Source organism: Allocoleopsis franciscana PCC 7113 (assembly GCF_000317515.1).
Lineage (GTDB): Bacteria > Cyanobacteriota > Cyanobacteriia > Cyanobacteriales > Coleofasciculaceae > Allocoleopsis > Allocoleopsis franciscana.
Genome location: NC_019743.1, coordinates 1 through 20803, shown reverse-complemented (window position 1 = coordinate 20803; position 20803 = coordinate 1). Strand labels below are relative to the sequence as shown.

30 protein-coding genes are annotated in these 20803 nt (G+C 46.5%); 12 read left to right on the top strand and 18 right to left on the bottom strand.

Features of this window, described 5'->3' with window-relative positions; all coding sequences use genetic code 11:
* Positions 1-10 precede the first annotated feature (10 nt).
* The 10 genes from MIC7113_RS32875 (at position 11) to MIC7113_RS32830 (ending at position 6617) form a co-directional block, all read left to right on the top strand.
* Entirely contained in the window at positions 11-244 is a 234-nt protein-coding gene (locus MIC7113_RS32875; RefSeq protein WP_015186379.1) for a hypothetical protein, read from the top strand.
* Positions 237-458: a hypothetical protein gene (locus MIC7113_RS32870; protein ID WP_015186378.1), complete on the top strand. Its 222-nt coding sequence runs from the start codon at positions 237-239 to the stop codon at positions 456-458. The genes MIC7113_RS32875 and MIC7113_RS32870 overlap by 8 nt, the downstream gene beginning before the upstream one ends.
* Positions 459-473: 15 nt before the next feature.
* Positions 474-914 (top strand): hypothetical protein, encoded by a 441-nt coding sequence (locus MIC7113_RS32865; protein WP_015186377.1) that lies wholly within the window; start codon positions 474-476, stop codon positions 912-914.
* Positions 907-1608, top strand: coding sequence for a hypothetical protein (locus MIC7113_RS32860; protein WP_015186376.1), 702 nt, complete (start codon positions 907-909; stop codon positions 1606-1608). Before MIC7113_RS32865 ends, MIC7113_RS32860 begins: the two co-directional genes overlap by 8 nt.
* A gap of 181 nt (positions 1609-1789) precedes the next feature.
* Positions 1790-2482, top strand: a complete 693-nt coding sequence (locus tag MIC7113_RS32855; protein WP_155898325.1) for a hypothetical protein — start codon at positions 1790-1792, stop codon at positions 2480-2482.
* A 57-nt stretch (positions 2483-2539) separates the two neighbouring features.
* Positions 2540-3118: a hypothetical protein gene (locus MIC7113_RS32850; RefSeq protein WP_041781618.1), complete on the top strand. Its 579-nt coding sequence runs from the start codon at positions 2540-2542 to the stop codon at positions 3116-3118.
* Positions 3115-4584, top strand: a complete 1470-nt coding sequence (locus MIC7113_RS32845; protein WP_015186373.1) for a hypothetical protein — start codon at positions 3115-3117, stop codon at positions 4582-4584. The genes MIC7113_RS32850 and MIC7113_RS32845 overlap by 4 nt, the downstream gene beginning before the upstream one ends.
* Positions 4581-4808, top strand: a complete 228-nt coding sequence (locus MIC7113_RS32840; RefSeq protein WP_015186372.1) for a hypothetical protein — start codon at positions 4581-4583, stop codon at positions 4806-4808. The genes MIC7113_RS32845 and MIC7113_RS32840 overlap by 4 nt, the downstream gene beginning before the upstream one ends.
* Positions 4809-5300 carry a hypothetical protein gene (locus MIC7113_RS32835; protein WP_015186371.1) on the top strand — a complete coding sequence of 164 codons (492 nt, stop codon included), beginning with the start codon at positions 4809-4811 and terminating at the stop codon, positions 5298-5300. It begins immediately after the preceding gene.
* A 57-nt stretch (positions 5301-5357) separates the two neighbouring features.
* Positions 5358-6617: a hypothetical protein gene (locus MIC7113_RS32830; protein ID WP_015186370.1), complete on the top strand. Its 1260-nt coding sequence runs from the start codon at positions 5358-5360 to the stop codon at positions 6615-6617.
* A 131-nt stretch (positions 6618-6748) separates the two neighbouring features.
* Here MIC7113_RS32830 and MIC7113_RS35735 read toward each other — a convergent pair whose 3' ends face one another.
* From MIC7113_RS35735 to MIC7113_RS32765, 13 genes are all read right to left on the bottom strand, one after another.
* Positions 6749-6922 (bottom strand): HTH domain-containing protein, encoded by a 174-nt coding sequence (locus tag MIC7113_RS35735; RefSeq protein ID WP_015186369.1) that lies wholly within the window; start codon positions 6920-6922, stop codon positions 6749-6751.
* 2 nt (positions 6923-6924) lie between these two features.
* Positions 6925-7701, bottom strand: a complete 777-nt coding sequence (locus MIC7113_RS32825; RefSeq protein WP_015186368.1) for an FHA domain-containing protein — start codon at positions 7699-7701, stop codon at positions 6925-6927.
* Position 7702: 1 nt separating this feature from the next.
* Positions 7703-8251 (bottom strand): malectin domain-containing carbohydrate-binding protein, encoded by a 549-nt coding sequence (locus tag MIC7113_RS32820; protein WP_015186367.1) that lies wholly within the window; start codon positions 8249-8251, stop codon positions 7703-7705.
* Complete coding sequence (locus tag MIC7113_RS32815) at positions 8248-9363, bottom strand: hypothetical protein (protein WP_015186366.1); 1116 nt, start codon at positions 9361-9363, stop codon at positions 8248-8250. The genes MIC7113_RS32820 and MIC7113_RS32815 overlap by 4 nt, the downstream gene beginning before the upstream one ends.
* The gene (locus MIC7113_RS32810) at positions 9360-9857 is read right to left on the bottom strand and encodes a hypothetical protein (RefSeq protein ID WP_015186365.1); all 498 of its coding nucleotides are present in this window, start codon (positions 9855-9857) and stop codon (positions 9360-9362) included. Before MIC7113_RS32810 ends, MIC7113_RS32815 begins: the two co-directional genes overlap by 4 nt.
* Positions 9854-10165, bottom strand: coding sequence for a hypothetical protein (locus tag MIC7113_RS32805; protein WP_015186364.1), 312 nt, complete (start codon positions 10163-10165; stop codon positions 9854-9856). Before MIC7113_RS32805 ends, MIC7113_RS32810 begins: the two co-directional genes overlap by 4 nt.
* Before the next feature lie 13 nt (positions 10166-10178).
* Positions 10179-10784 (bottom strand): hypothetical protein, encoded by a 606-nt coding sequence (locus MIC7113_RS32800; protein ID WP_015186363.1) that lies wholly within the window; start codon positions 10782-10784, stop codon positions 10179-10181.
* Between the two features lie 190 nt (positions 10785-10974).
* Positions 10975-11883 (bottom strand): hypothetical protein, encoded by a 909-nt coding sequence (locus MIC7113_RS32795; protein WP_155898324.1) that lies wholly within the window; start codon positions 11881-11883, stop codon positions 10975-10977.
* Positions 11884-11989: 106 nt separating this feature from the next.
* Positions 11990-12907: a hypothetical protein gene (locus MIC7113_RS32790; RefSeq protein WP_015186361.1), complete on the bottom strand. Its 918-nt coding sequence runs from the start codon at positions 12905-12907 to the stop codon at positions 11990-11992.
* On the bottom strand, positions 12904-13176 hold the full coding sequence (locus tag MIC7113_RS32785) for a hypothetical protein (RefSeq protein WP_015186360.1): 273 nt from the start codon (positions 13174-13176) through the stop codon (positions 12904-12906). Before MIC7113_RS32785 ends, MIC7113_RS32790 begins: the two co-directional genes overlap by 4 nt.
* Positions 13177-13187: 11 nt before the next feature.
* Entirely contained in the window at positions 13188-15182 is a 1995-nt protein-coding gene (locus tag MIC7113_RS32780; protein ID WP_015186359.1) for a hypothetical protein, read from the bottom strand.
* A gap of 192 nt (positions 15183-15374) precedes the next feature.
* On the bottom strand, positions 15375-16652 hold the full coding sequence (locus tag MIC7113_RS32770) for a hypothetical protein (RefSeq protein WP_015186357.1): 1278 nt from the start codon (positions 16650-16652) through the stop codon (positions 15375-15377).
* The gene (locus MIC7113_RS32765) at positions 16652-17158 is read right to left on the bottom strand and encodes a hypothetical protein (protein WP_015186356.1); all 507 of its coding nucleotides are present in this window, start codon (positions 17156-17158) and stop codon (positions 16652-16654) included. Before MIC7113_RS32765 ends, MIC7113_RS32770 begins: the two co-directional genes overlap by 1 nt.
* On the opposite strand from MIC7113_RS32765, the gene MIC7113_RS32760 reads away from it, so the two are divergent.
* Both MIC7113_RS32760 and MIC7113_RS32755 read left to right on the top strand, forming a co-directional pair.
* Positions 17157-17405 (top strand): hypothetical protein, encoded by a 249-nt coding sequence (locus tag MIC7113_RS32760; protein WP_041781617.1) that lies wholly within the window; start codon positions 17157-17159, stop codon positions 17403-17405. The genes MIC7113_RS32765 and MIC7113_RS32760 overlap by 2 nt on opposite strands.
* A 155-nt stretch (positions 17406-17560) precedes the next feature.
* Positions 17561-18187 carry a tyrosine-type recombinase/integrase gene (locus MIC7113_RS32755; protein ID WP_015186355.1) on the top strand — a complete coding sequence of 209 codons (627 nt, stop codon included), beginning with the start codon at positions 17561-17563 and terminating at the stop codon, positions 18185-18187.
* 21 nt (positions 18188-18208) lie between these two features.
* On the opposite strand, the gene MIC7113_RS32750 is transcribed toward MIC7113_RS32755, so the two are convergent.
* From MIC7113_RS32750 to MIC7113_RS32730, 5 genes are all read right to left on the bottom strand, one after another.
* Positions 18209-19114: a hypothetical protein gene (locus MIC7113_RS32750; RefSeq protein ID WP_015186354.1), complete on the bottom strand. Its 906-nt coding sequence runs from the start codon at positions 19112-19114 to the stop codon at positions 18209-18211.
* Between the two features lie 71 nt (positions 19115-19185).
* On the bottom strand, positions 19186-19491 hold the full coding sequence (locus tag MIC7113_RS32745; protein WP_015186353.1) for a hypothetical protein: 306 nt from the start codon (positions 19489-19491) through the stop codon (positions 19186-19188).
* Positions 19492-19799: 308 nt separating this feature from the next.
* On the bottom strand, positions 19800-19991 hold the full coding sequence (locus MIC7113_RS37125; RefSeq protein ID WP_155898323.1) for a hypothetical protein: 192 nt from the start codon (positions 19989-19991) through the stop codon (positions 19800-19802).
* 21 nt (positions 19992-20012) lie between these two features.
* Positions 20013-20204: a hypothetical protein gene (locus MIC7113_RS32735; protein WP_041781615.1), complete on the bottom strand. Its 192-nt coding sequence runs from the start codon at positions 20202-20204 to the stop codon at positions 20013-20015.
* Positions 20201-20407 (bottom strand): hypothetical protein, encoded by a 207-nt coding sequence (locus MIC7113_RS32730; protein ID WP_015186351.1) that lies wholly within the window; start codon positions 20405-20407, stop codon positions 20201-20203. The genes MIC7113_RS32735 and MIC7113_RS32730 overlap by 4 nt, the downstream gene beginning before the upstream one ends.
* Between the last annotated feature and the right edge of the window lie 396 nt (positions 20408-20803).

The window sequence follows — 20803 nt, the reverse complement described above, 5'->3', positions numbered from 1 at the left end:
AGGAAAAGCTATGCCCTGGTGGAGCATTAATCCAAGAACTGAACCAGCCGAACGAAAAGAAGCTGCATGGGCTTTATTCAGTAGCCCAAGTGAATACGAAGATGAGGAGCCAAATCTACCCGTATTTTCAACCAGAGCTACTGCTTTAGCAGATGCTTACAACAATGCCGAAAATCTAGGGCTAGACCTGAACTCGCTACGCACAATTCCTTACTTGGATGATTGGGACGACGAGGATGCATAAATCAATCTCAAAACACCCACTGATCACAGCCCTTGCTGCTGACTATGCCAGAGAAATCAAAGCTCTAAAGGAGGAACACGAATCCCAAATCGAAGCGTTTTACAAGGAATTCAGCCGTAAGTATCAATGCTTGAAACGGATAATCGAGGTTCTGGACGATAGCGCTGACAGCATGGACAACTCCAGCGCCATCAACCAGGATCTCATCTCTTGAAGAGTTAACACCATTATGAACCAAGAAGACGCTCGACTTACTTATGAGTTGGCGCTAGGGCGAAGAGTCACCGACCGCTCCTGGTACTCGACAAAGCGACTATTAGCGAAACACCAACTCGAACTGACACCGGAGAATCTCCAATTCTTCGCCCAAATCAGAACTCTAATTCCTCGCTCTGCTATCGGAGTGAGCGGAATCCTAGAGTGCTATGAGAAGGCCGAAAAGATCATGCAATCTCACGCCTCACTCAAAGGCTCAGAGATTGTCAGCATTCTGAGTGGGTACGGGGTCAAACCCCATCAAACCACGATTAGCCGCTGGTTCAGTTCTATCGGTGGCTATCGCAGAGATAGAAGTTATCCAGCTTCAGCTCTCAAAGTCATCTTGACCCAAGCATTCATCTATAAAGCTAGTTTTTCCCCCGCACTACCCCAAGGAGTTAATCATGGATAAGTTTGCTAAGCGTTTACAGTCTCGCCTTACTGCCAAGGGCTACCGCTTCAATAAAGAAGAGTGCCGCCAAGCATTAGTTCAAGTTTCACTCTCTCCCCTGGAGCCAAGTGAGGAAGAAATGGTTTTAGCCTTCGATCGATTGGTAGCCTCCATCGAAATTCCAGAAGAAATTCAGGCGATCACCCCAATTCAAACCGAGGAAATTTCTCAAGCCCTGGAGCCAGAAGCAGAAATTAACATCCCCACTCCTGAAAATTTCGATATTCCCGTGGAAGACCTACCCTGTCTTCAGCCCCCAGAGCCTGAAAAATCTGAAGAATCCTCGCTGACCGTGACAGATTCCAGTCAAAGCGATCCGTCATCGGCTATCAGTCAGCTCAAAGTAACTCAAGCTGTGGACCAAGCGATTGCTCAGCTCGGAGCGACAGGAAATCAAGAGGCCGTAGATATCCTCAGCTCACTGGCTCAAGAGCTGATGGCTGAAATTAGCGACATAGAGGAAATGACTTCGACGTTGATTACGGCCTACCTAAACAAACGGGGAAATATCTTAACTTCAGCCATTGGCACGATTAATAATCTTCGGTCAGCTCAATCTAATTCGTTTCAATCAGGACGAAATGATGATTTTTTCGCCCAAAAGGCACAAAACAAACAGAAGTTTTTGAGCCAAGTTCAAACCACATTCAACTAGAGGAGTCACGAGGTGAGTTAACGACTAACTCACCCCAACCCCTAACGCTCACTGTCCCAGCCTGGTTAATCAATGCCCTACTCGCTCTGATTGTTTTCTCAATCGCCTATAGCTCAATCAGTAGGGCATTCCAGCCAACTCAATGGAATCAACCAACCAACTTCGCAAACCCAGTAAAATTATGAATTTCAAAATTAAAAACCACGTCGGCGTCAAAGCCAAGCGCCTCTCAGGCATGATGAAAGGTAAATTTGGAATTGACTTATCTGATTTAGACAAAGCTCTCCAAGGCGACCGAGAAGCCTTAAAAAACATTGGAGAAGCCGCCCGTCAAGGTCAACAGATTCAAGAATTAATGCCGATGCTCACCGAAGCATACGGGCATTTGATTAAAGGTACTGAGGAATACAATCGAGGGATTTCAGCCATTCTTAAACAGAGTGGTTCCTCTGCCATCAATATCGATAAGGCAACCTCCCAGGCTTCTCTTGCAAACTCAAAATATGGCAACCAACGCAAGGAGTTAAAGGCTGAATATATCGCCGCCGCCAAGTCTGAGTTACAGCGGCACAATTACGCCATCAATTACGTTCAACTCAAGAGCTACATTGATTTATACATGACTGGCGTTGATGGGGATGCTCGATTAATTGAGCAAACCAACAGACCCGAAATTCGACAGATAGAAGAAGACAGACGTTTTGAAATGAGTGCGGCTAAAGCTCTTCTTTCTAATGGCGAGAATGCCCGATTAGACTTGCTGCCACAGCGTGAATACGTGCCGTCTGAGTCCTCTGCAAACTCTCCCAGGGTGGAGCAATCTAAGGGAATTATGCAATCCCTAGGCCGTATTGTTTCAGCCCTAGGATTCTAAATCAAAAAGCCCTCCGAGCAGGTCATCAATGCTCGGAGGGCTTAACTCATATACTTTATGGAAACCGAGTTCATGATACCAGGAATTGACGAAGAAATACAACAAGAAAAGCCTCAGCCAGACACTTTAACAGAGACGTTTGTAAAGGAATATATTCACACACAAAAGGCCAAAATCCAAACGAGACAGTTAATTGAAGAGATGCTGTTTTTTGCATCTTGCCAAGTCGCTAGCGCTTCACTCGCTCTCTTGTTATTCCAGTTTGCAGTCACCCAGGTTTTTACAACCTGGTTATGTCTTTTTGTGGCGTGGATTCCGAGTTTAAGTGGGCTGACCGAAATCAACTTTCAAAAAACAGAGGAGGGATGGAGTTTAAAGATAATGAACAGACCTATTATCACCATCATCAAATTCACGTCATCAGTGGCAATTGTCACGATCAGTATTTATAAAATCGCCAATGATTTAGAGGCGACCATTGAGGCGTTCAACGCTGTTTACACCGAGATTCACAACTACGAGCGCCCCCAGGTGGAGAACTTCCTTCCCCCGCTATTCGTGCCCGTGGTGCTCGCCTCAGTCGGCATGGTTCTGTTATTTGGCTTCGTCAAAGGTTTGAGGAGTCCTTGGAAATGAACAACCTAGAATCATTAAAGCTCGAAGTTTCCCGTAAACTCAGACGTAACACGCTGGCGTCTGGGTTTTTCATCGTTACAGCCGCGTCTTTGTTAATCCCTGCTTTTTCCATGGAAGGGAGCCGATTTGACTACACCCTATTCTGTTTCAACCCGCCTAACCTGACTCACCCAGAGCAACATGACTATTGCACTGGAGAAAAGATTCGCCGGGGCATCACCTGGCGCGTGGCGATGGAAGCTGAGCAGAATCAGCAGTTCGCATCTAAAGTGAGTATTCTCAAGACCATCCCGGCTCAAAACCCGTATGCGGGTTTGTACGGACTTGCCAGCGCTGGGTTCCTCGGAGCGGCGTTTGCCTTTTTCAAGTCAGCGACCAACCAACTCGACGATCATTTAGACGCTTTCATCTGGAGCCGGAGGAAGGAACTCTATAAGAGAGCGTTATCCCACGAGCTGGACATTACGCTCGATACCCAGCGCCAGCACAACGAGAGCGAGTTCATTAAAGAGATGATGAGCCGCGACCATGGGCAGGCGATGTTAGATCTGATGACTCCCGGCGAACGTCAACTTGCCGCCGAGCGTTACGCCAAAGGTGAGCGCTTAGACCAAGCTCAGTTTGATTTGCATCTAGCCACGCTCCAAGCTCAGGCCGCCGAGCAAGCCGAGAAGGAAGCTAAGCACAAATCTGAGGCGGCAAAGCTGAATAAGCCAGCCAAGAAAAAAGACACCGGGGCGAATGAACCGACTGGAGATGAAGCGGCAAAGGCTGAGCTGATTGAGAAACTCAAGGAGCATGAAGGGGGTTGGTTGCACACCCTGTGCACTACCCGCAAAATTTTGATAATCGAGGGTGAACAGGGTTCATTCAAAAGTTACACCGCTGCCCTGGTCGCTTATATCCGATACCAACTCAAGGGGCACAAGCTCGGCTGGGTTGTAGATACGGACTACCACCAGAATAAAAGCAAAGCTTGGAGCATTCTCCAGCCGCTAGAATTCGAGGCTTATGGCTCCAATAAGAATGGTGAGAGTTTACGGGATGGCTTGGAGCGATTTTTAGAAGGGATTGAAATTCGAGACGAGGATAACTTCGCCGTTGAGACTTTAATTTTTGACGAGCTGACCACTTATGGGGATTATGCAGAGTGCGCCGACATCGCCAAGAGCTTTATGAAGTTTGCGTTATCAGCGCCGAGGAAAGCGGCTTATGGGCTGATTGCCATTACTCACAGCGTGACCAATGAGGGCATGGGCAAAGGTGGGGGGATGGCTAAAGCAAGAGAGCGTGGAACCCTTCACCTCCTGCTTAACGCTGACAATGATTACAACCCAACTTTCAAGGGCACACTCAACGGATTTAAAAACGAAGCCGGCGAATTGGTGGAGGACATGCCCGTGACCTTGCCCGACTGGTTTAGGCCAGGGGCGATCGAGAAGATGTTCAAAGGAGCGACTCAATGAAAGAGGAAGGAATGATCGTCCCAGTTCATAACAGTCTGGAACTTATAAGAGGAGTGGATGGGAATCTCTACTTCTTACAAACCCAAACCGTTGAGTTCCCTCATGGGACACAAACTCAAAGAATCATTCTATCTATTGAGGAGATGGATCGGATGGTTGCAACTTACCAAAGCACTAAATCAGCATCTATAGCCGTCGAGAAAGTTTTAAACGGGGAAGGTTGAATGATTTACTGTAAACCCATCGACTACCCACCCCCGGCATTTAATCCAGGCGATCGCGTTCGATTCATCAGCCCTGAAGATTTCTTCGAGGGGGGGAGCCACACAGTCATCGCCAGCTCCCACACTCACACCTTACTTGAGGGGTTCAAGTTTGCCACTCTCAACTGGCAATTGAGGCGAGTGAGCAAAGCGAGTTCACAAATCTCCGGGAAATCCCGGAAGCATGGCGGCGAAGAAAGCGTTACCATTAACTCCAAAAAACTACGAACGAGTAGAACCGATTTAGAGGGAACTCGTCCTACGGACGAGTTCCCGATTTGTTTTTTTGGAGTCGGGTCTCCGCAAGTGTTTCAGTCGTTCGAGTTTTTTCCAAATTTTCAAGAAATTGTCCCCCCTGGAAACGACAAACGAGCGACTGAAGCCATCCCGCTTCCCCCAACCAGGGGAAAACCACATATAAAAATGTTCACTGACTGTAACAAATTATTTTGATGATCGATCGTTATCCGATCGAGATTTAACAAACCGGGGGGGCAAGCAAAATGAAACGTGTATCAACTTCTAGCTCTACCCTATCTATCTCTATCAGCCGACATCCTCTCACGCTTCACAGTGAGGATACACTCGCGCATTGTAGAGAAGGGGCGACCATGGGTTAGACTTTGGTATTTTTGCCGCGCCTTCGACCAAGATGGGTCTGGCTATTTGCGACTCCCAATTCTTACCATCTCCCAATTGCTAGAAGCTGCCCCATCATCCATTTATCAATGGCTTCGCGAGGGGAAAGCCGCTGGAGCCTTCCGCTGGTGGAAGTGCCAGCGGGGAAAATTACGGGTCGCACTAGGGGGATTATTTGCTGTTTGCCGTGACCTGATATCTGATTCAGACAGCGGCAAACAGAGGCACGCTCCATGGGGTACACCCTCAGAGGTTGGCCTACACGAGATTTTAACATTACAAAAATTGAGGGCTGCTGCCACCGTCGCCACAACTCAAAGGTTGCAGCAACTCTCTCGTTTTGCCGCTTGGCGCAAACTTCCGGGACCAGCTCGGAAAATTTACAAGCTTCCTCAGCCCGACGCCTTTTTCCCAAGTGAAGAAGCACAGCGGCTCTCCGATAATCATGCCAAGGGGAGCATCCGTTGTGTCATTCACATTGGCAAGCGGCGGGTTTGGACATCGAGGGGGTTTATCCCCTTCGGTGTCTCCCAACAAACGATCGCGAATGAGAGGGGCATCGCAGATCGCACCGTTCGTCGGCACCTGGCTCTGATGAACGTGGATAGACGCCAGGTCGTGCAATCAAAGTCAGAGTACAAGTTAGCCGCTGATTGTCTCCACCACGATGGGGGAGCCGTAGAGCCTTCAGAAGACGTAAATCTACGATCATCTGTCGATGGTTCCTACTATCTGTCTGAGAAGGGGCTAGGCGGCTATAACACGATCAAAGTGGGAGAGGTCGGCTTCCATCGCATCTCATCCCGTTTCTTCACCTATGGGGCAAAACCCAAGGTTTGGTTGTATCGATGTAACATCTACCAGCCACGCGCCAAACTCTGCACCATGAGCTCTAGACGGTCGGAATACAGGCGTTTATCCGGCGCTCATTCTGCCCCTACCGCTATGCTTCCCCCACTCTGCCAGCCGCTCAATGTATCGTTAGGTGATTTACTGGCGGAAGCCGGCGGGCATACTACAACTTTCTCGCGCCGGGGGGGTGTTACAAGTTGTAATAGGCCGTTAAATTCATTTGAAAATTCAGATCGGATTGACGCCATCCCGGCAGAAAAAGAAGGACATTTTTCATAAAACCACTCTGAAAGACTGAACCGGGCGATGAGGCGATCGCTTCAAACTTCATTTGAGTTGGATTAAGTTGTAATCCTTAAAGGACAATGCCTGTAGGGTTTTACCGTGGAGAAAACTGAGTAAGTCTGGTCTCACCCTAGCTGCTTGCGTCTTTCCTTCCATTGCTCAAGGGACATCAAGTAAGTTCTCACGGTGGTTCGCGAGATGCCCAGTCGCTTGGCGATTGTCACACGAGTTAGATGCTCCTCATGAAATAGCTGGTTCATACGCTTAATTTGCCAATTCTCAACTAGCTGCTGCCTCATCGCTAATCATCCTTATTTGTCAGCGTGACATCCAAGTCATTGCTCTCACGAGCAATTTCAGTATAGGTTGCTCGGCACTCAGGATAAAGCTCAATCTCATCATTGTGATTCAATCGAGCCATTTTGGGCATTCGTCGCCCATTGATCAGAATTCCGTTACTACTAAAATCAATCAGTTTATAGTACGAGTCTTTACCCTTATAGATACGGATGAGAAAACAATGTTTACGGCTGGCACTCGGAGAATTTAGCCGAATATCCGCGTGAAACTCATCACTACTTCGATAGCGCCCCATTGTATAGGAGCGCTTCAAAGCAATCTCTACTGGCAATTCGTTCGGTTGAGTAATTAAGAGCTTGGCGATAGCTCTTGATGAATCCAAATCTTGTTCAAATAGAGATTTAATCTTTAGTGCCTTGCTGACATATTCCAGCAAGATGCTATTCTCGAACGGTTTTCTCAAGAAAGCCACAGCACCCAATTCATCCCGGTCAAGTGTCCACTCAGGCACGTTGCTTGCAGACGTGAGAATCAACGGAATCCTTGCATAGTCGTTGTTAAGGAGCTGTTTAAGCTTCAGTGCGTCCATACCGACCAAGTCTGTGTCAGCCACCACCACATCAATATGGTCAAAATAAATAGGAATCAATTCGTTAATTGATTTTACTTTTTCTAAAGAATGAGCGGTGCTAACTTGATAACTAAAAAGTTGTAATAGCTCCCTCCAGTTAGAACGAACATTATCATCTTTTTCTATTAACACAATATTAATAGCCATTTTAAATAGAATAAACTCGAATATTGTTGATTTGTGCCCCGTCCACGGTCGGAGTGAACTGTATATTTAACTCGCCATCCGAAACCGTGGTTGTAAAAGTTCTTTTAATAGCGGAATATCGAGCGCCAGCTTGAGCACGGATATCAAAATCAGTTAAAACTCTGACTCCCTCAATATCAACATGGAACTTTCGAGAGTTTACGGAAGTATGGAAATTTTCACTAAATCCTAGCTCTACTTTGTAATTTCCGTTGGGAACAGAGAATTTATAGTTAAATCCGCCAGCGCCGCCGCTCCGACTGTAGTTAAACAATACGAAATCATAGGTCGCGCCAATCACTCCCAAATACGAAGCGTCAGCATTTCCAAAGGTAAAGTAGTTATCTTTGAGCCAAGTCTTCCCGTCTGCCGCCACATAATCAATGCTTGCTCCACAATTAATGCGGATGTCAGTGGTTGGAGCCGCTGCCGGCTCCACAGCAGTTAATCGCGAATTAATCGTTGCGATTTGAGAATCAACATAATTGTTAGTCGCATTTTGGCGAGTCATATCACATCAATATTGCCGATGCTCGATGTCACCTGCCATGTAGTATCGGCAATGATGTTGACCAACCGGATACAATCACGCTGATGGGTAGAGTTCAATTGACCAGCCGTTCCAGCGGTATTGGAAACATTGCCAAATACAATTTGCTGACCAGCGGCTTGAGCTAGCCGCCAACCGCCAGCGCCGACGCCGACAATTTGGATTACACTCCCAACCGCCGCCGTAGCGGGAAGAGTAATCGTTGAAAGAGTGGCAGCGTTGACGATATAGCCACTGTTGATTGCAGCAGCCTGACTCGTGCCCGTAATCACCGACCAATTCAGGCTAGAAATTGTCCCCCAAGCTGGCAATCCAGCATTCACGACCAGAGCTTGACCATTACTCCCAATTCCCAACCGAGCCAACGGGCCGGAAGCCGATCTAAAGTAAGTATCGCCTGGGGCATCGGAGCCGAGAATAAATTGAATCCCCGACCGAAGCACATTTCCTATCGCGTTTTGAATAGCCATTTCGTCAGTTACTAATTGGATAAGCTGCTCTCTAACCGCTTGGGTTAAGAAAGGCGCCATTAAAAGTTCTACTTGGTCAGCTAAACTATCCGTCGCTTCCATGTTGGCGGCGACCAATTCCGCCAAGCCCGTGGTCGGAAGTTGGTCTTCGTCAATCAAACCCGCTTCATCCAGAGTCGCCACGCCCAAAGGAATCCCTTTTTCTTCCAAGGGAATCGCGCCGGCGATTCGCGGATCAAACGTGAGGACGATCGCCGAGGGGTTAACCGCTGGTTGAAAATCAGCCGAGGCTCCATAGATCTTGACTTGCCAAGTGTTGGCGACCCCTTCCGGGAATTGACCATAGCGATAGCGGATAGCTATCCGTCGAGGGTCAACCCCTACCGCATCTAGCGTAATTCTCGTGGATTCCGAGCGCGCTGGGTAAGCATTAATATCTAAGAATTCAAAATCAGCCAGAGTCGTTTGCGCTAGAGCAAAGCGTCCAATCTCTGGGGCATCCACTTGATCAATTCTCAAGAGATTGGCAGAAGTTGGAGCGCTAAATTGCCAATCATCCTCTGACATGTCGGCGTCGATCAGCAGTTCCCAGTTGAGGTTCATCGCTTCCAGTCCTTAAAGAGGATGTCCACCTTGGCCTCGGTTCGCAGGATATCAATTCGCGTCAAGTCAATCGCCTCTTGAGTTAAGTCTATTATTGGCCCGGTATACTTCCACAAGGTTAAGTTTAATTGCTGCATCCAGTTAGTTGCAGCAAATGACAGACCGTAGCTTTTAATGTCACGACGCCAAAAATGGAGATTGACCCGATTAAGTAACACCCGGCTATTGTGCTGGGATACTGCATCAAGCCCTCCACCGACAGCAACCCCTACCCTAATTTTTTGATGGAGCCAACCCGCAACCCGCCAAGTCGATTTAGCATTAGTCGAATTAGCAAAGCTAGCAAGGATGCTGGATTCGAGCAAGGTGCCGCCACTACAGTCGATTTCTTCAAGGGGATTGAACAAATAATTGGTTCGCCAAGAAACTTGGCGGGAGCTGTAATGAAACTGCTCCCAATGAGCAGCGTTACCCAGGTCAAGCTCAATGCTCACACCAAAATTAAAGGCTGAAGGTTTTCTTCAAGTCCGTCGCAGACCTCATCAACATATTGATCGATTTGGTCTGCCCCTAAATGAATCTCAGCTAAATCAAAAAATTCAGCCAGAGATATCTCACCCTTACAAAAGCTAGCTAGTGTGCGTTCAATTGCCAACCCCTGCTGTATCTGGTGTTGAATGTCTCCTGAATCGTCCGTATCTAAAAAAACCTGGACGAAAAAGAGGGAACCATACTGACGAAACTGCTCAGGGTTAGGCAAAATTAACGGCGAATTTAAATCAGGCGATTCTAAAGAGCTCATAACCACTCCTTGTTTAAGTTGCCCCAGTCGGTGCCGTTGTTCCAGCTAAAGGCGCAGCGGTTGAACGTGGGTCATGCCGCCAAACTTCTGGCTCGTACCCGACTGTATGGGCCGGCGGTGTCGCGGCCTTAGCTGCATCGCTTAAATCCGCCCGTCGTGTTTCTTCTGTATCGGTAGGATTAGCCGCCCGTCGTCCAAACGGCACCGAGTAACTATTAGTAGCGTAATAATCGTACTTTTCGCCCGTGATTCCTGATATTGCACCAGCATTCGTCGGGGTCGTGCTGAGTCGCCGCACGGGCTTAATGATAGCGGGGAAAAAACCAGAGGAATCACTAACACCCGTTGGAGCAGCATACCCTAACTCGGCGTCGCTTAATCCCATTGCCGTACGCCCATTCGCAGACCAAACCGTAATGGTTGTGCTGTAATACCCCAAAGGACCAGCAACAACCGGCTTATTAAACGGAATGACCGCAATTCCCATCCGCTTGCGTTCGGCTGCTGTTGGTTTGCCTGTGGTTTTCCGCATCTCCTTTTTGCGAGTGCCGGCTTTGTAGGCTAAATAGTTTCCAAGGGGGGAACCGGCAGCGGCTTGAAGCCCCGCTTTTTTAGCCATTCTCTCTAGATCTGAAAAAGCTCTTCCACGTCTTGATGTCATCTGATTCGTCTAACTCGATAAATCGATACTAGCCAGTGTGGGTAAGGTTTTGGGGCATTGTGGCGTATGCACAAACCCTAGGGTTTGAGAGACTTTTACACGATAAAAACCAAGCGTAAACAGCCAAACAAAGCCACGTTAATCTGCCCTAATTTGCTGTGGGTACCGGAGGAATCCAGACATCATTAATTAAGTCATTAAAATTATTGGGCTTGGTCACGCTCCACAATGGAATAAAGGGGGTAGACTTTTTAGTTCGCTTTTTGCCGTTTTGAGTTGAGAAAACTTTCAAAACATACATGGTTCCCGGATAAATCCTTTCTTCCTTATATTCCCTGAAAGCGTTTGTGTCGTGAATACCAGTTTTATAAACTTCCGCTGTTCGGATGCTTTTTATATTTAAACTTGATAAATCGCTTAATTCTGTAGCAAGTTGTAGAGATTTCTCTTTGGTTGAAGCGTAAGCCTGAGTTTGGCGTCCATTAGAATAAGCAACTGTGGTAATGAATCGACCAAACAAGTAACCATTGGCACCAATTTTATTTTTAATCGTTGACCAATCTAGCTTTTCTTTTGGCACTTCGGGAACTGAAATCGAAGCTCTTTTTTGATTTCGCCTGTAAGGTGGAGATTTTTGCTCGTATAGCTGAAGAAACAATTTAGAGTTTAAATGCTCTGGTGTTTCAGTAATATAATCATCAATAGGGTACCCAATCCAGTCAGAGCGGTCTTTAGATAAGTAATTATTCATAATCCGAAGAAGTTCTTGCATCAACTGGATGGGAGTCCCAAACAGCATGTAAGACTCTTCTAAAACATCCCGATTCGGGAAAAATTCAATTAAATAATATCCTTCGTTTGTCCAATAACTTTTATTTTCAGTTAAAATTCTCACCTTTGGTCTTTCGCCAGCGGCTTGCCCCCAAGGCTTTGAATTCAAGGTTTTATTTAAACGTGGGGCAAATCCCTTGAACCCATTCTCGAAGTCTTCAATCCACTTCTCAAAATTCAGATCTAACCCCTTGCCCGTGACATCAAGTAATTCGGCTACGCCCAATAGTAGCGATAGCTGAGTTTTAATTTGGTCATCATTTCCGACCAGATTGATTTTACTAGCGATGCCTTTGAGTCGAGAGAACCGTGGGTCAGAAGCCATACCCGTATCAAGTCGAAGCCGTTGATATACTTACTGTAACCAATGACTCGTCAGCATCCAAGCCGGAAGATCTACGACGAATCATCTCTTGAGCAGCCAGAAAGCTTTCCACGGTGTTTACCGTGTTGTACAACTGATCTGAGCACGTATCCGCAAACTCTTCTAAAAACTCCTCGGTAAAGTTACGCAACCTAGGGTCTTTGATTTTTTCCACTCGCTCCTCAACTTGGTTGGACAAACTCCAGGTCTGCCCCTCAGTTTGGCCCCACTTCTTAAAATTGTCCTCCCCCATTTTTTCGCGGAGGATTTTACTAATTGGGTGATTGGGTCGTTTTTTGAGATAGCGTCGGGCAGATTTGAATTGCTTCTTCATCTGGGCTGTGATGAAGCTTCTAAAAGTGGCGTTAGCCAAAGCCGCCAAGCTGTTGAGTAATTCCTCCTGGGCTTCCTCGTTCAAGTCTTCAAAGATCGCCGCCGCCATGCCCTTGTTAAACGAAAACGCCACAGCCCCAGGAATGGCCCCACATACCAGAAAGCCCAAGCTCTTTCCTAAGAATCCTCCCGCCAGCCCATAAAGGCTATCGTAAGCCGCTTTAATCTCAGCATCTAGACTTTTATCATCCTCAGCCCAATTGAAATTCCACAGCACTCGCACGATGCCCATCACCGCACCGAACAATACCGAGAGAGTGAGAAGCACTCCAATTTGAACAAGCAAACCAGCAGAAAGGAAAGCTCCGACGCCAGCCGCAAACAGGGGAGCGAGGAAAAAGATAGCGGCAACTCCAGCAATTGCACCCACGGCAATTCCTAAAGCTTTAAGCGGGTTTTTTTTAGCCCACGTCATCACCTTAGTTGCCGCTTTTTTTAACTTTTGGGCAGCACTTCCATTGAAGACCGCCATCAAATCAAAGGCTAAGATCATATTTTTCGGGTAATCTCCACTTTATTCGTTGTCGTTTTGTAAGACTCTTCCATAAAATCAATAAATTTCTCCAATTTCTTCGTATCCACTTTTTCAGGCGTCGTGGGTTTCTTTTTAGTCGTATTAGCCGTTTGAAGTCTTTTACTTCCAATGGGTTGCTTGCCTGTTAACTGGTCAGCAATCGATTGAGTACCCTCAATGTCAGCCCTCATTTGCTGTTTAATTTTATTTTGTTGGGCACGAATCGAGCCACTGGCTTTATCAGCCATTTTTTTATCCTTTACGTATGGGGTTTTTGAATTTGACGAGAAGCGGCATCCAATAACGTCAAAAGCATGTCGTGAATCGACCCTTCCCCCGTCCAATCGTCGAACATCGCTTTTACCGTAGAGCTCCTCAAAAACCGCTCCACATCTTCTTTATCGTCCGTTGGATCATTGTCTTTGGGAATTGAAATACCCAACGGCACATCAATAGTTTTAGTGTTGGTTGGGTAGTCCAAGTAATCTTGAACATCCCGGATGATGGCTTCAACAGCCGCTACAGATACCTTTGTATTGGCGACATCAATATACATCTTTAAGAGGGCGTCCATACTAAAGCCCTGAGATTTAATTAAGACACTTAAGAGGAGGATAATTTCTCTTAAAGTCTTGGCCATGTTCGGCAAAACAACACGCTTGGGTTGGTTGCCTTTAACATTTGGGTCAGAATCTTGAATCTCAATGACTTCTTGCCATTGACCAAATATTTCGTTATCGTTTTTAGCGCGCCAAACTAAAAATTCAGCCAGACTATCAATTTTTTGTTTAAATAATTTATTTTTTAAATCTCCCAAATCTCCCAATAGCCCATTGGATTCGTCTTGAATTACAGAAGACGGGCTGTAGATAGGAAAGTGGTCAATGCCAATCGCTTTAAGAGTTCTTTGCAATTCCCCAATAGCTAAAGCATTGGCATGAGCCAGCGAACCCACCGAAATATTTTTCTTTTGAATTCCAACTTTTTCAGAATCATTATCAAAAATTTCAGCTTTGAAGGGGAATCCCCCAATATTTTTATCAATCTTCCGTAAGAGTCGGAGGATTTCAGCATTATCTTGATTCTGTTTATTGGACTGGGAATTATTACTACAACATTGCATACAGCACTTCTTTTTCTTCTTTTGATTGGGAGGGGGAGGAAAGTTTTTGCTATTAGGCTGGGAAACATAAGCAATTTTCCATTCTTCCTTGTCAATAACAAATCCGTTATTTACAGCGCCGTTGACTCCCTTTTGGAATCGAAAGTTAACATCCCCAACATAATTCTCCCAGTCTCGCTTAATTTGATTGATTTTGCCAAATATAACCACTGAGGCTGAAAGGTTGATAAAACCCGGCTCAGAACAGTTGGTAATCAAGTAATTCCCTGTCAGGGGGCGGCTGGCGTATCGCTTAACGTTGGGAATTTGGGGGGGAGACTGGTCGCTTGTTATCCAGCCCGTGCATTCTCTTGTAATGTTTCTAATCGTCTCGGTTGGCACCAATGGAGGAATAGAAGCCGTCGAATTGGGGTCGGGTTGATATCCTTTCTCTACAATTAAAGTAGTTTCTTTAATTTTAGCCCGACCAATCCCAGCCACTTGAGTATAAAGGCCCGTCGTGCGGCTGGGAAAATAAGATTCCGTTAAAGCAGGAGCCGGATATAAGCTATCGGCTAAATCGTGGTTTGAGATTAGTAAATTAGAAGTTGGGGGAGGAATCCGCCCATAATTATCCGGGTCGCCTTGGGTATAGAGAAAATAATATTTATAAGCACGAACTAAAACAATAAAAACATCAAGGTTTGGGTCAATTGTATCGGGGAATTTCAAAGGGGAGACAGGCCGACTTTCATCCTCTGGCTCTGGCTCTGGCTCTGGGGGTTTTTCCTCTTCCCTACATTCTCCAGGCCGACGCCAGCCGATACTAACAGGGGGAAGTTTAGTAAACCCCAGAACTGGGTTTAATTCGACCCATACCCCGCATTCATCCATACCCCACTCTGGCTCTAATCCTACTGGGGTCTTCGTCCAAGGATTTCCGCCGCAATAGGGACTATCCGGATACTGGTCGCAATCAAACGGGCTAACCGGCTCATTTGATTGCAAGTTGGGAGACGTATAGATTCCCCAATCGCCTAAAGGAATTTGCCCATCTGGCGGCTCCTCAATGTGCTCTAAAACATCATCAAAACGCTGCTTGGCGTCAATGACATCTTGAGTGTAATCGCGACTAAGCCGAGCTTTTGCCATTTCACCCCCTCGGCACACTCAGGCCATGCAAGAGTGTATTGCAGCGTTGTTTATTTGGGTGATAAGGAGGTTCATGGTAGAACTTCCAGAGGTACCATTGCCACTGGGCAGGAGACATTAAGCGAAGTGGAGGAATAAAAGCTTCCTCAGCAATTTCATATCGAACTTTTCCATTGAATGAATAGAATTTCATTAGCTTACTGATGCTACAAATGGAACTGAATAAATGCTATAAGCTCCCTTAGTAGCTTTAACTTTATAAGTGCCATTGCCCCAGCCGGCATTAGCAAAAGTGGCACTATTCAAGCTAATAGCAGCCCCTTGAACAAAGCCATTAAACGAAAGGGTGACATTCTGGCTAAAATCAGTTTTATCAACAAAAACCCCAGAACCATTATCTTTGGCAAAGCTAAAAGTCCAAACGGTGTTGTACCATTCCGCTTTATAAGGGGTGGCGCTGAAATTAAATGCTAGTTGCTTACCCGTCCCCACGTTGTAAGTTGCCCCATTCACCACGGAAAAGACAGGGATAACAATGTTTAAAGACGTGGGATTATTAAGGGTGTAATTTCCATGGATAAAATCAATGGTGTAATTCTTACTGCCGTATTGATTTAACTCTGAAGGCTTAAACGTCCTAGTCCAAGTGTCGGCAGTAGACGTATAAGTGTCCGACTTAACAGTAGTCCCGCCACTAACAAATCGCACCGTAAACGGATAGTTAGCCAGTAAGTTCCCAGCGGCAAAGGTAATATCAGTATCAGCATCAGCGTAGATGTAACCCGTGCTATCCACTGTTCGGGTAACGGTCAGTGTTGGGGCGCTGGTCGGTTGTGGTGCGGGGGTTGGCGTTGGTGTTGGACTGGGAGAAGCTGAACTGGAAGACCCATATTGATTGATTTGGACATAGGTCGGATGCTCTTGCACCCATGTAAACTCTTGCTGCCAATTCCCGGTGAACGTAATTCGGTCAAAAGCCGCTGGGACACCGTAGCCTACAGCTCGAACCGATACCCCGATTTTCCCCCACTCCCCAACGCGAGCACCGATATTGTCAGTGACAAGATCAAGCATTCGATGAATGCGATAGCGAAATCCACCACTATTTTTTAAAGCCGAAACGCCGCATTCAGCCCAATCGGCCGCGTTTTTAGCTTTTTTGAAAACGACTAATTCAAAACGCGCTGTCTTCCACTCAAACGATTGAGCTTTAGTGACCTTTATGGCTTCTGGGTCTTCATTCTTGATATCTGGAAAGGCGATTTCTGAAAGGCTACTGATGCTGGCGTAGCATCTCAGCTCATCCAGCAAGCCGTTGGCGACCCCTGGCAAATTCCCCAAGCCAAATTTAGCCCGGATTTGGTTCGGGTTATTGTCCACCAGCGTGATGATAGATTGACCCATTGATGGGCTGTAAACCACACTGATATCGTGGCTGATGCCTACCGTATCACTTTTAAATAAGCCCATTAATCGGTTAAGTAAGTTTTCGCGGATACGGTCAATTCCCCGGATGCAGACATAGTGGCAACCGTGGAATAGTCGAACGAGCCACTGACCAGCAAAGTTTCAGAGTCGTAAGTCAGGCCGGTGATCGTATTAATATTCGATGAGTTTTTGGATGTAATTTGCTCCTTGCTTTGCAGGGCTTCCGCAATTTCCACAATCGCAGCCGGTAAAGTAGCCGATTTAATCGTGCCACCAGTCCCAGCGGCATAACCCGAATTTGTAAGGTGATCCGCCACGATGAAAGAGGTAGACCCGGCTGATGTGGTTTCTTTGGTTAAGGCAAACGTGAATGTACCAGTGATGCGAGAAGCTCTCACATCGTTTGACATGGTCACGCGGGTTAATACTTGCGTGTCTTTGGTGATATCTTGCTCCGCCAGGGCTACCCTGGATAGAGCTTCATGAAATCCATTTTCCAGGGTGGTACTCTTTAAAGTGCCGCCCGTACCGGGAGTGAGAGTTGCCATGTTTTCAGTAAGCTTTCAAATTATCCCAGTCCCTATTCGCATCTGGGACCTAAACGTGGGCGATCGCTTTGTCTTGGAACCAACGGGCTGGAATTTCGATACCCGTCGCTTCGAGGTCTATCTTAAAATTGCTCGTGCAAAATGCCTGCTGGATTCCGTGCCAGAAAAACCCATCCTTTCCATCGCGAGACTTGGCACAAAAGACGTTGGGTATAAAGTCTTAGAATCGTGGACATGCGACAAATAGTACTATGCGTGTACTATTTGTTATACTGTCTTCCTAAAACAGATACAATCTTGCTCTAATTATCATTTCAGCAGGGTAGCCTTTTTCCTTGGATCTAAGCTGGCAGCGCCTTTGATTGACGTGACTGGGCTGTACTAGTCGGGAACCCTGCTAAAATGACTCTCTATTGGACATTTCAGCAGCATAAAAATTTTATGCCAAAAGTGAATCGGTCAGGTCAAGCAAAAGTGCTCAGCAAGGTAGAAATGAGCAAAATCATGAGATCGTTTCAGTCGCCATCTCATAAATTGATATTTGCCATCTGCCGCTATACCGCCGAGCGCATCAGCGCTGTCCTGAAATTAGAAACCCTCGACGTGTTCGACGTTAAGGGGAAGGTTAGGCCAGTAATCACATTTAAAGGAGCCAACCGCAAAGGCTACAAAAACAAGCCCGGTAAAACTCGCCAAATCCATTTGCATCCAGCCCTCAAAGAGTTGCTTGAGGCTTATGAAATCCCGGTTGGCTCTAAATGGTTATTCCCCAGCCGAGATAATCCACTCAATCATCTAGCTCGGCAATCGGCTGATGAAGCATTGAGGAGAGCATGTAGTCACGCTGGGCTAGGGGATGCTGGAATCAGCACTCACTCATTCCGACGCACAGCGATTACTGAGTTAGATAAAAGCGGCGTCTCAATCAGAGTCATTCAGGAAGTGACGGGGCACAGAAACATCGGTCAACTGAAGACATATATAGAAGTGAGTGAGGCCCAGGTGACGGAGGCGATCAAGCTGTTGTAATCAATCATCTTCTGGGGCAAGTCATAGAAACATCCCCCTGAAGATTTGACGCTCTGGGTTGTAGTGCCAGGTGCGACCCTCTGGATCTTTGGCTTTATTGGCTTTACTCCATTCCAGAAAATCAGCTTGAGATTTGCGCCGGCTCAGGACACTCTTAGAAATTCCCAGGCGTCGGGCTAACTGAGAAAGGTTCAACTCAATGGCATTGTCACCTGTCCATTGAAAATCCTCAACTGCTAACTGAGAGAGATTTAACTCACTCGGTAAGTTACTCAGCTCATCAACCTCTTGCACCTTACCGCCCTCGATAGCCTCAATTATCGGTACACTAATGGCTTCAGGTAATAATTTAACATTTTCATACCGAGCTGTGGATAATGGCGATCGCGTCAAATCAAGTGAGTTACTTGTGGGTGTTGCTGGCTCGTTTAACAACAGTTCAACGCTATCCTCTAAAGCTTCGAGCCTATCCTGTATTTCCTGTAATCCGCCTGAATGATTTTGCTGGCTTTCAGCTTCTTCAATCGGCTGGCAGATTTTCTCTAGAGTCTCAATCCGCTCTTGTAGCTTGGCAATTTCAATTTGATGGCGGTCAACCCGCTCTCTAGTATCAATGCTGTGCCAATATTCTTTAGCCTCAGTGACTTCTTCGGCGATAACGTTTTTGGCGTGGGCTTTAATACCGTCAATAAAATCTGACTTCCCTTCGCCCCATAATTCCTCCTGAATCAAAAGCTTCAATTCATCAAGGCTAGGAGATTGAAAGCTGGAAATTGAGGCCGAAGAATCAGACCAACCAAAGTACTCTTTTAAGATTTGATTGACCGCCGCCGACTCTCTCAAGCCCTGCAAAGCTTGAAACTCTTGAAGGTCTCGATAGACCTCTGGTTCTAGATACGATTGAATTCTAGGCTTGTCAGTTCCCATAACTTACCAGTGAGTGTTTAGTGAGTTGCTACTATATTAACTCTAAAACTCACCAATAACTCACCAATACCTCACCCAAGCTTCACGTTGCATCCTTCACTCTTTAGAAATTGGAGCAAAAAATACAAGACGCGCTGACGCTCCTCATTACTCAGCTCTGGGGCGATTGCATTGGATTTCTTAAGCAAGCCAACGTGGATACCCACAGCTAATAATGCTTTGTCGCGGTAAAGTTGCCGTCGAGTTTGGTTGTATTTCCGAATTTGGTCAAAAACAAAGCTATGATTTATCTTTCCTTTCTCCCATGCCAACACACTCATCACTAATGTATCTGGGAGAGGGGGACAATCTCCTGAGTTAAATTCCACTTCTGCCATCGGTTCAAACCTTATTTAGTATTAAAAAGCTGGGATTAACTCCCAGCCCACCCGACAACTAATTGAAAAAAATGCAGCTACTTCTTTATTTAATCCTATTCGGCTTCATCGGATGGGTTTGGTTCAAGATAATCTCAAAGACCGGGTTCACTGGCGGCCTAAAGTGGCTCCTCACTCTGGGCATCTGGGTGCCTGGGGTTGGCATAGTCTTGGTGCTCTGCTTTCTGGCTTTTGCCGAGTGGCCTAATCAGGGTAAGCGGCGGTAACTTACCCGCCACTCACCGACAGCAGCGCTAGAATTAGCCAGTTCACGACCAAGTGAACGCGAGAGATGAAGAGATGAGCGAAAAGCCCCGCTGCATGACGGGGCTTTTTTGTGTCCAGCGATAGAATAGACGCTGGACTAACTGAATGATGTAAAAGCTACCAATCGATGATGCGAACCCTGGCAAAGCACCGACTCTCTCGGTGCTTTTTTTCGTGAGTGACTGGTGAGTCACCGCTTAACTCACTAAGTTGGGTCATTTAGTTTTAGCCTCCTCTAACGCTTCAATCTCCAAGTGTCTAAGCGGTTTTTCAATCAACTCCTGTAATAATTCCCCCATCGTTACCCCTCGCCGTACAGCTTGGGTCTTTAATCGAGTCCTCAGTGCATCAGGAATGTCAACCCGTAACTGAACCGTCTTTTCTGCATCTTTATCCATTCTCTTCATTGCCCTTTCCCTTTTTGGGCTGGCTCCTTATCGAATAGACCAGGCGGCGTATTCTTAGCAAGCCACTCCTCAAACAATTCAGTGGCTACGTGGCTCATGGTCAAGCCGTGCCACTTGGAGACAAAATCAAATCGTCGCTTCACATCCTTATCTATAGATAGAGTCAGTTTGTCTTTTGGCGTATCACTGGGAGTCCTAGGCATATCTCATACATATGGTTTTACGCCTATCCTGACATCCTGCTATATGGAAATCAAATAATCTTTTCTATAAGGGAATCATCCTTACGTACAGAATGCTATATTACTTTTATGCACGAGCAACCAACGGCTAAGACCCTGACTGCTCTGTTAACTGCGACGCCTGCGAGGGAGACGGAACCAAAAGCTCTCCACTAGCTGTAGGCAGAATGCAGCCGCATAACGCCCCTGTGATCACACCCTAAGCACTTAGAGGAGGAAAGCATCAGCGATTACGGTCAGAAATGAAGCGACGAAAGGATACGCATCCATGCATAAACAGGAATCACTGCATAAGACGTGACGCCGCCGCAGTCCCTGAAAAAGCACAAACAAGTACGTGAAAAAATGACAAACAAA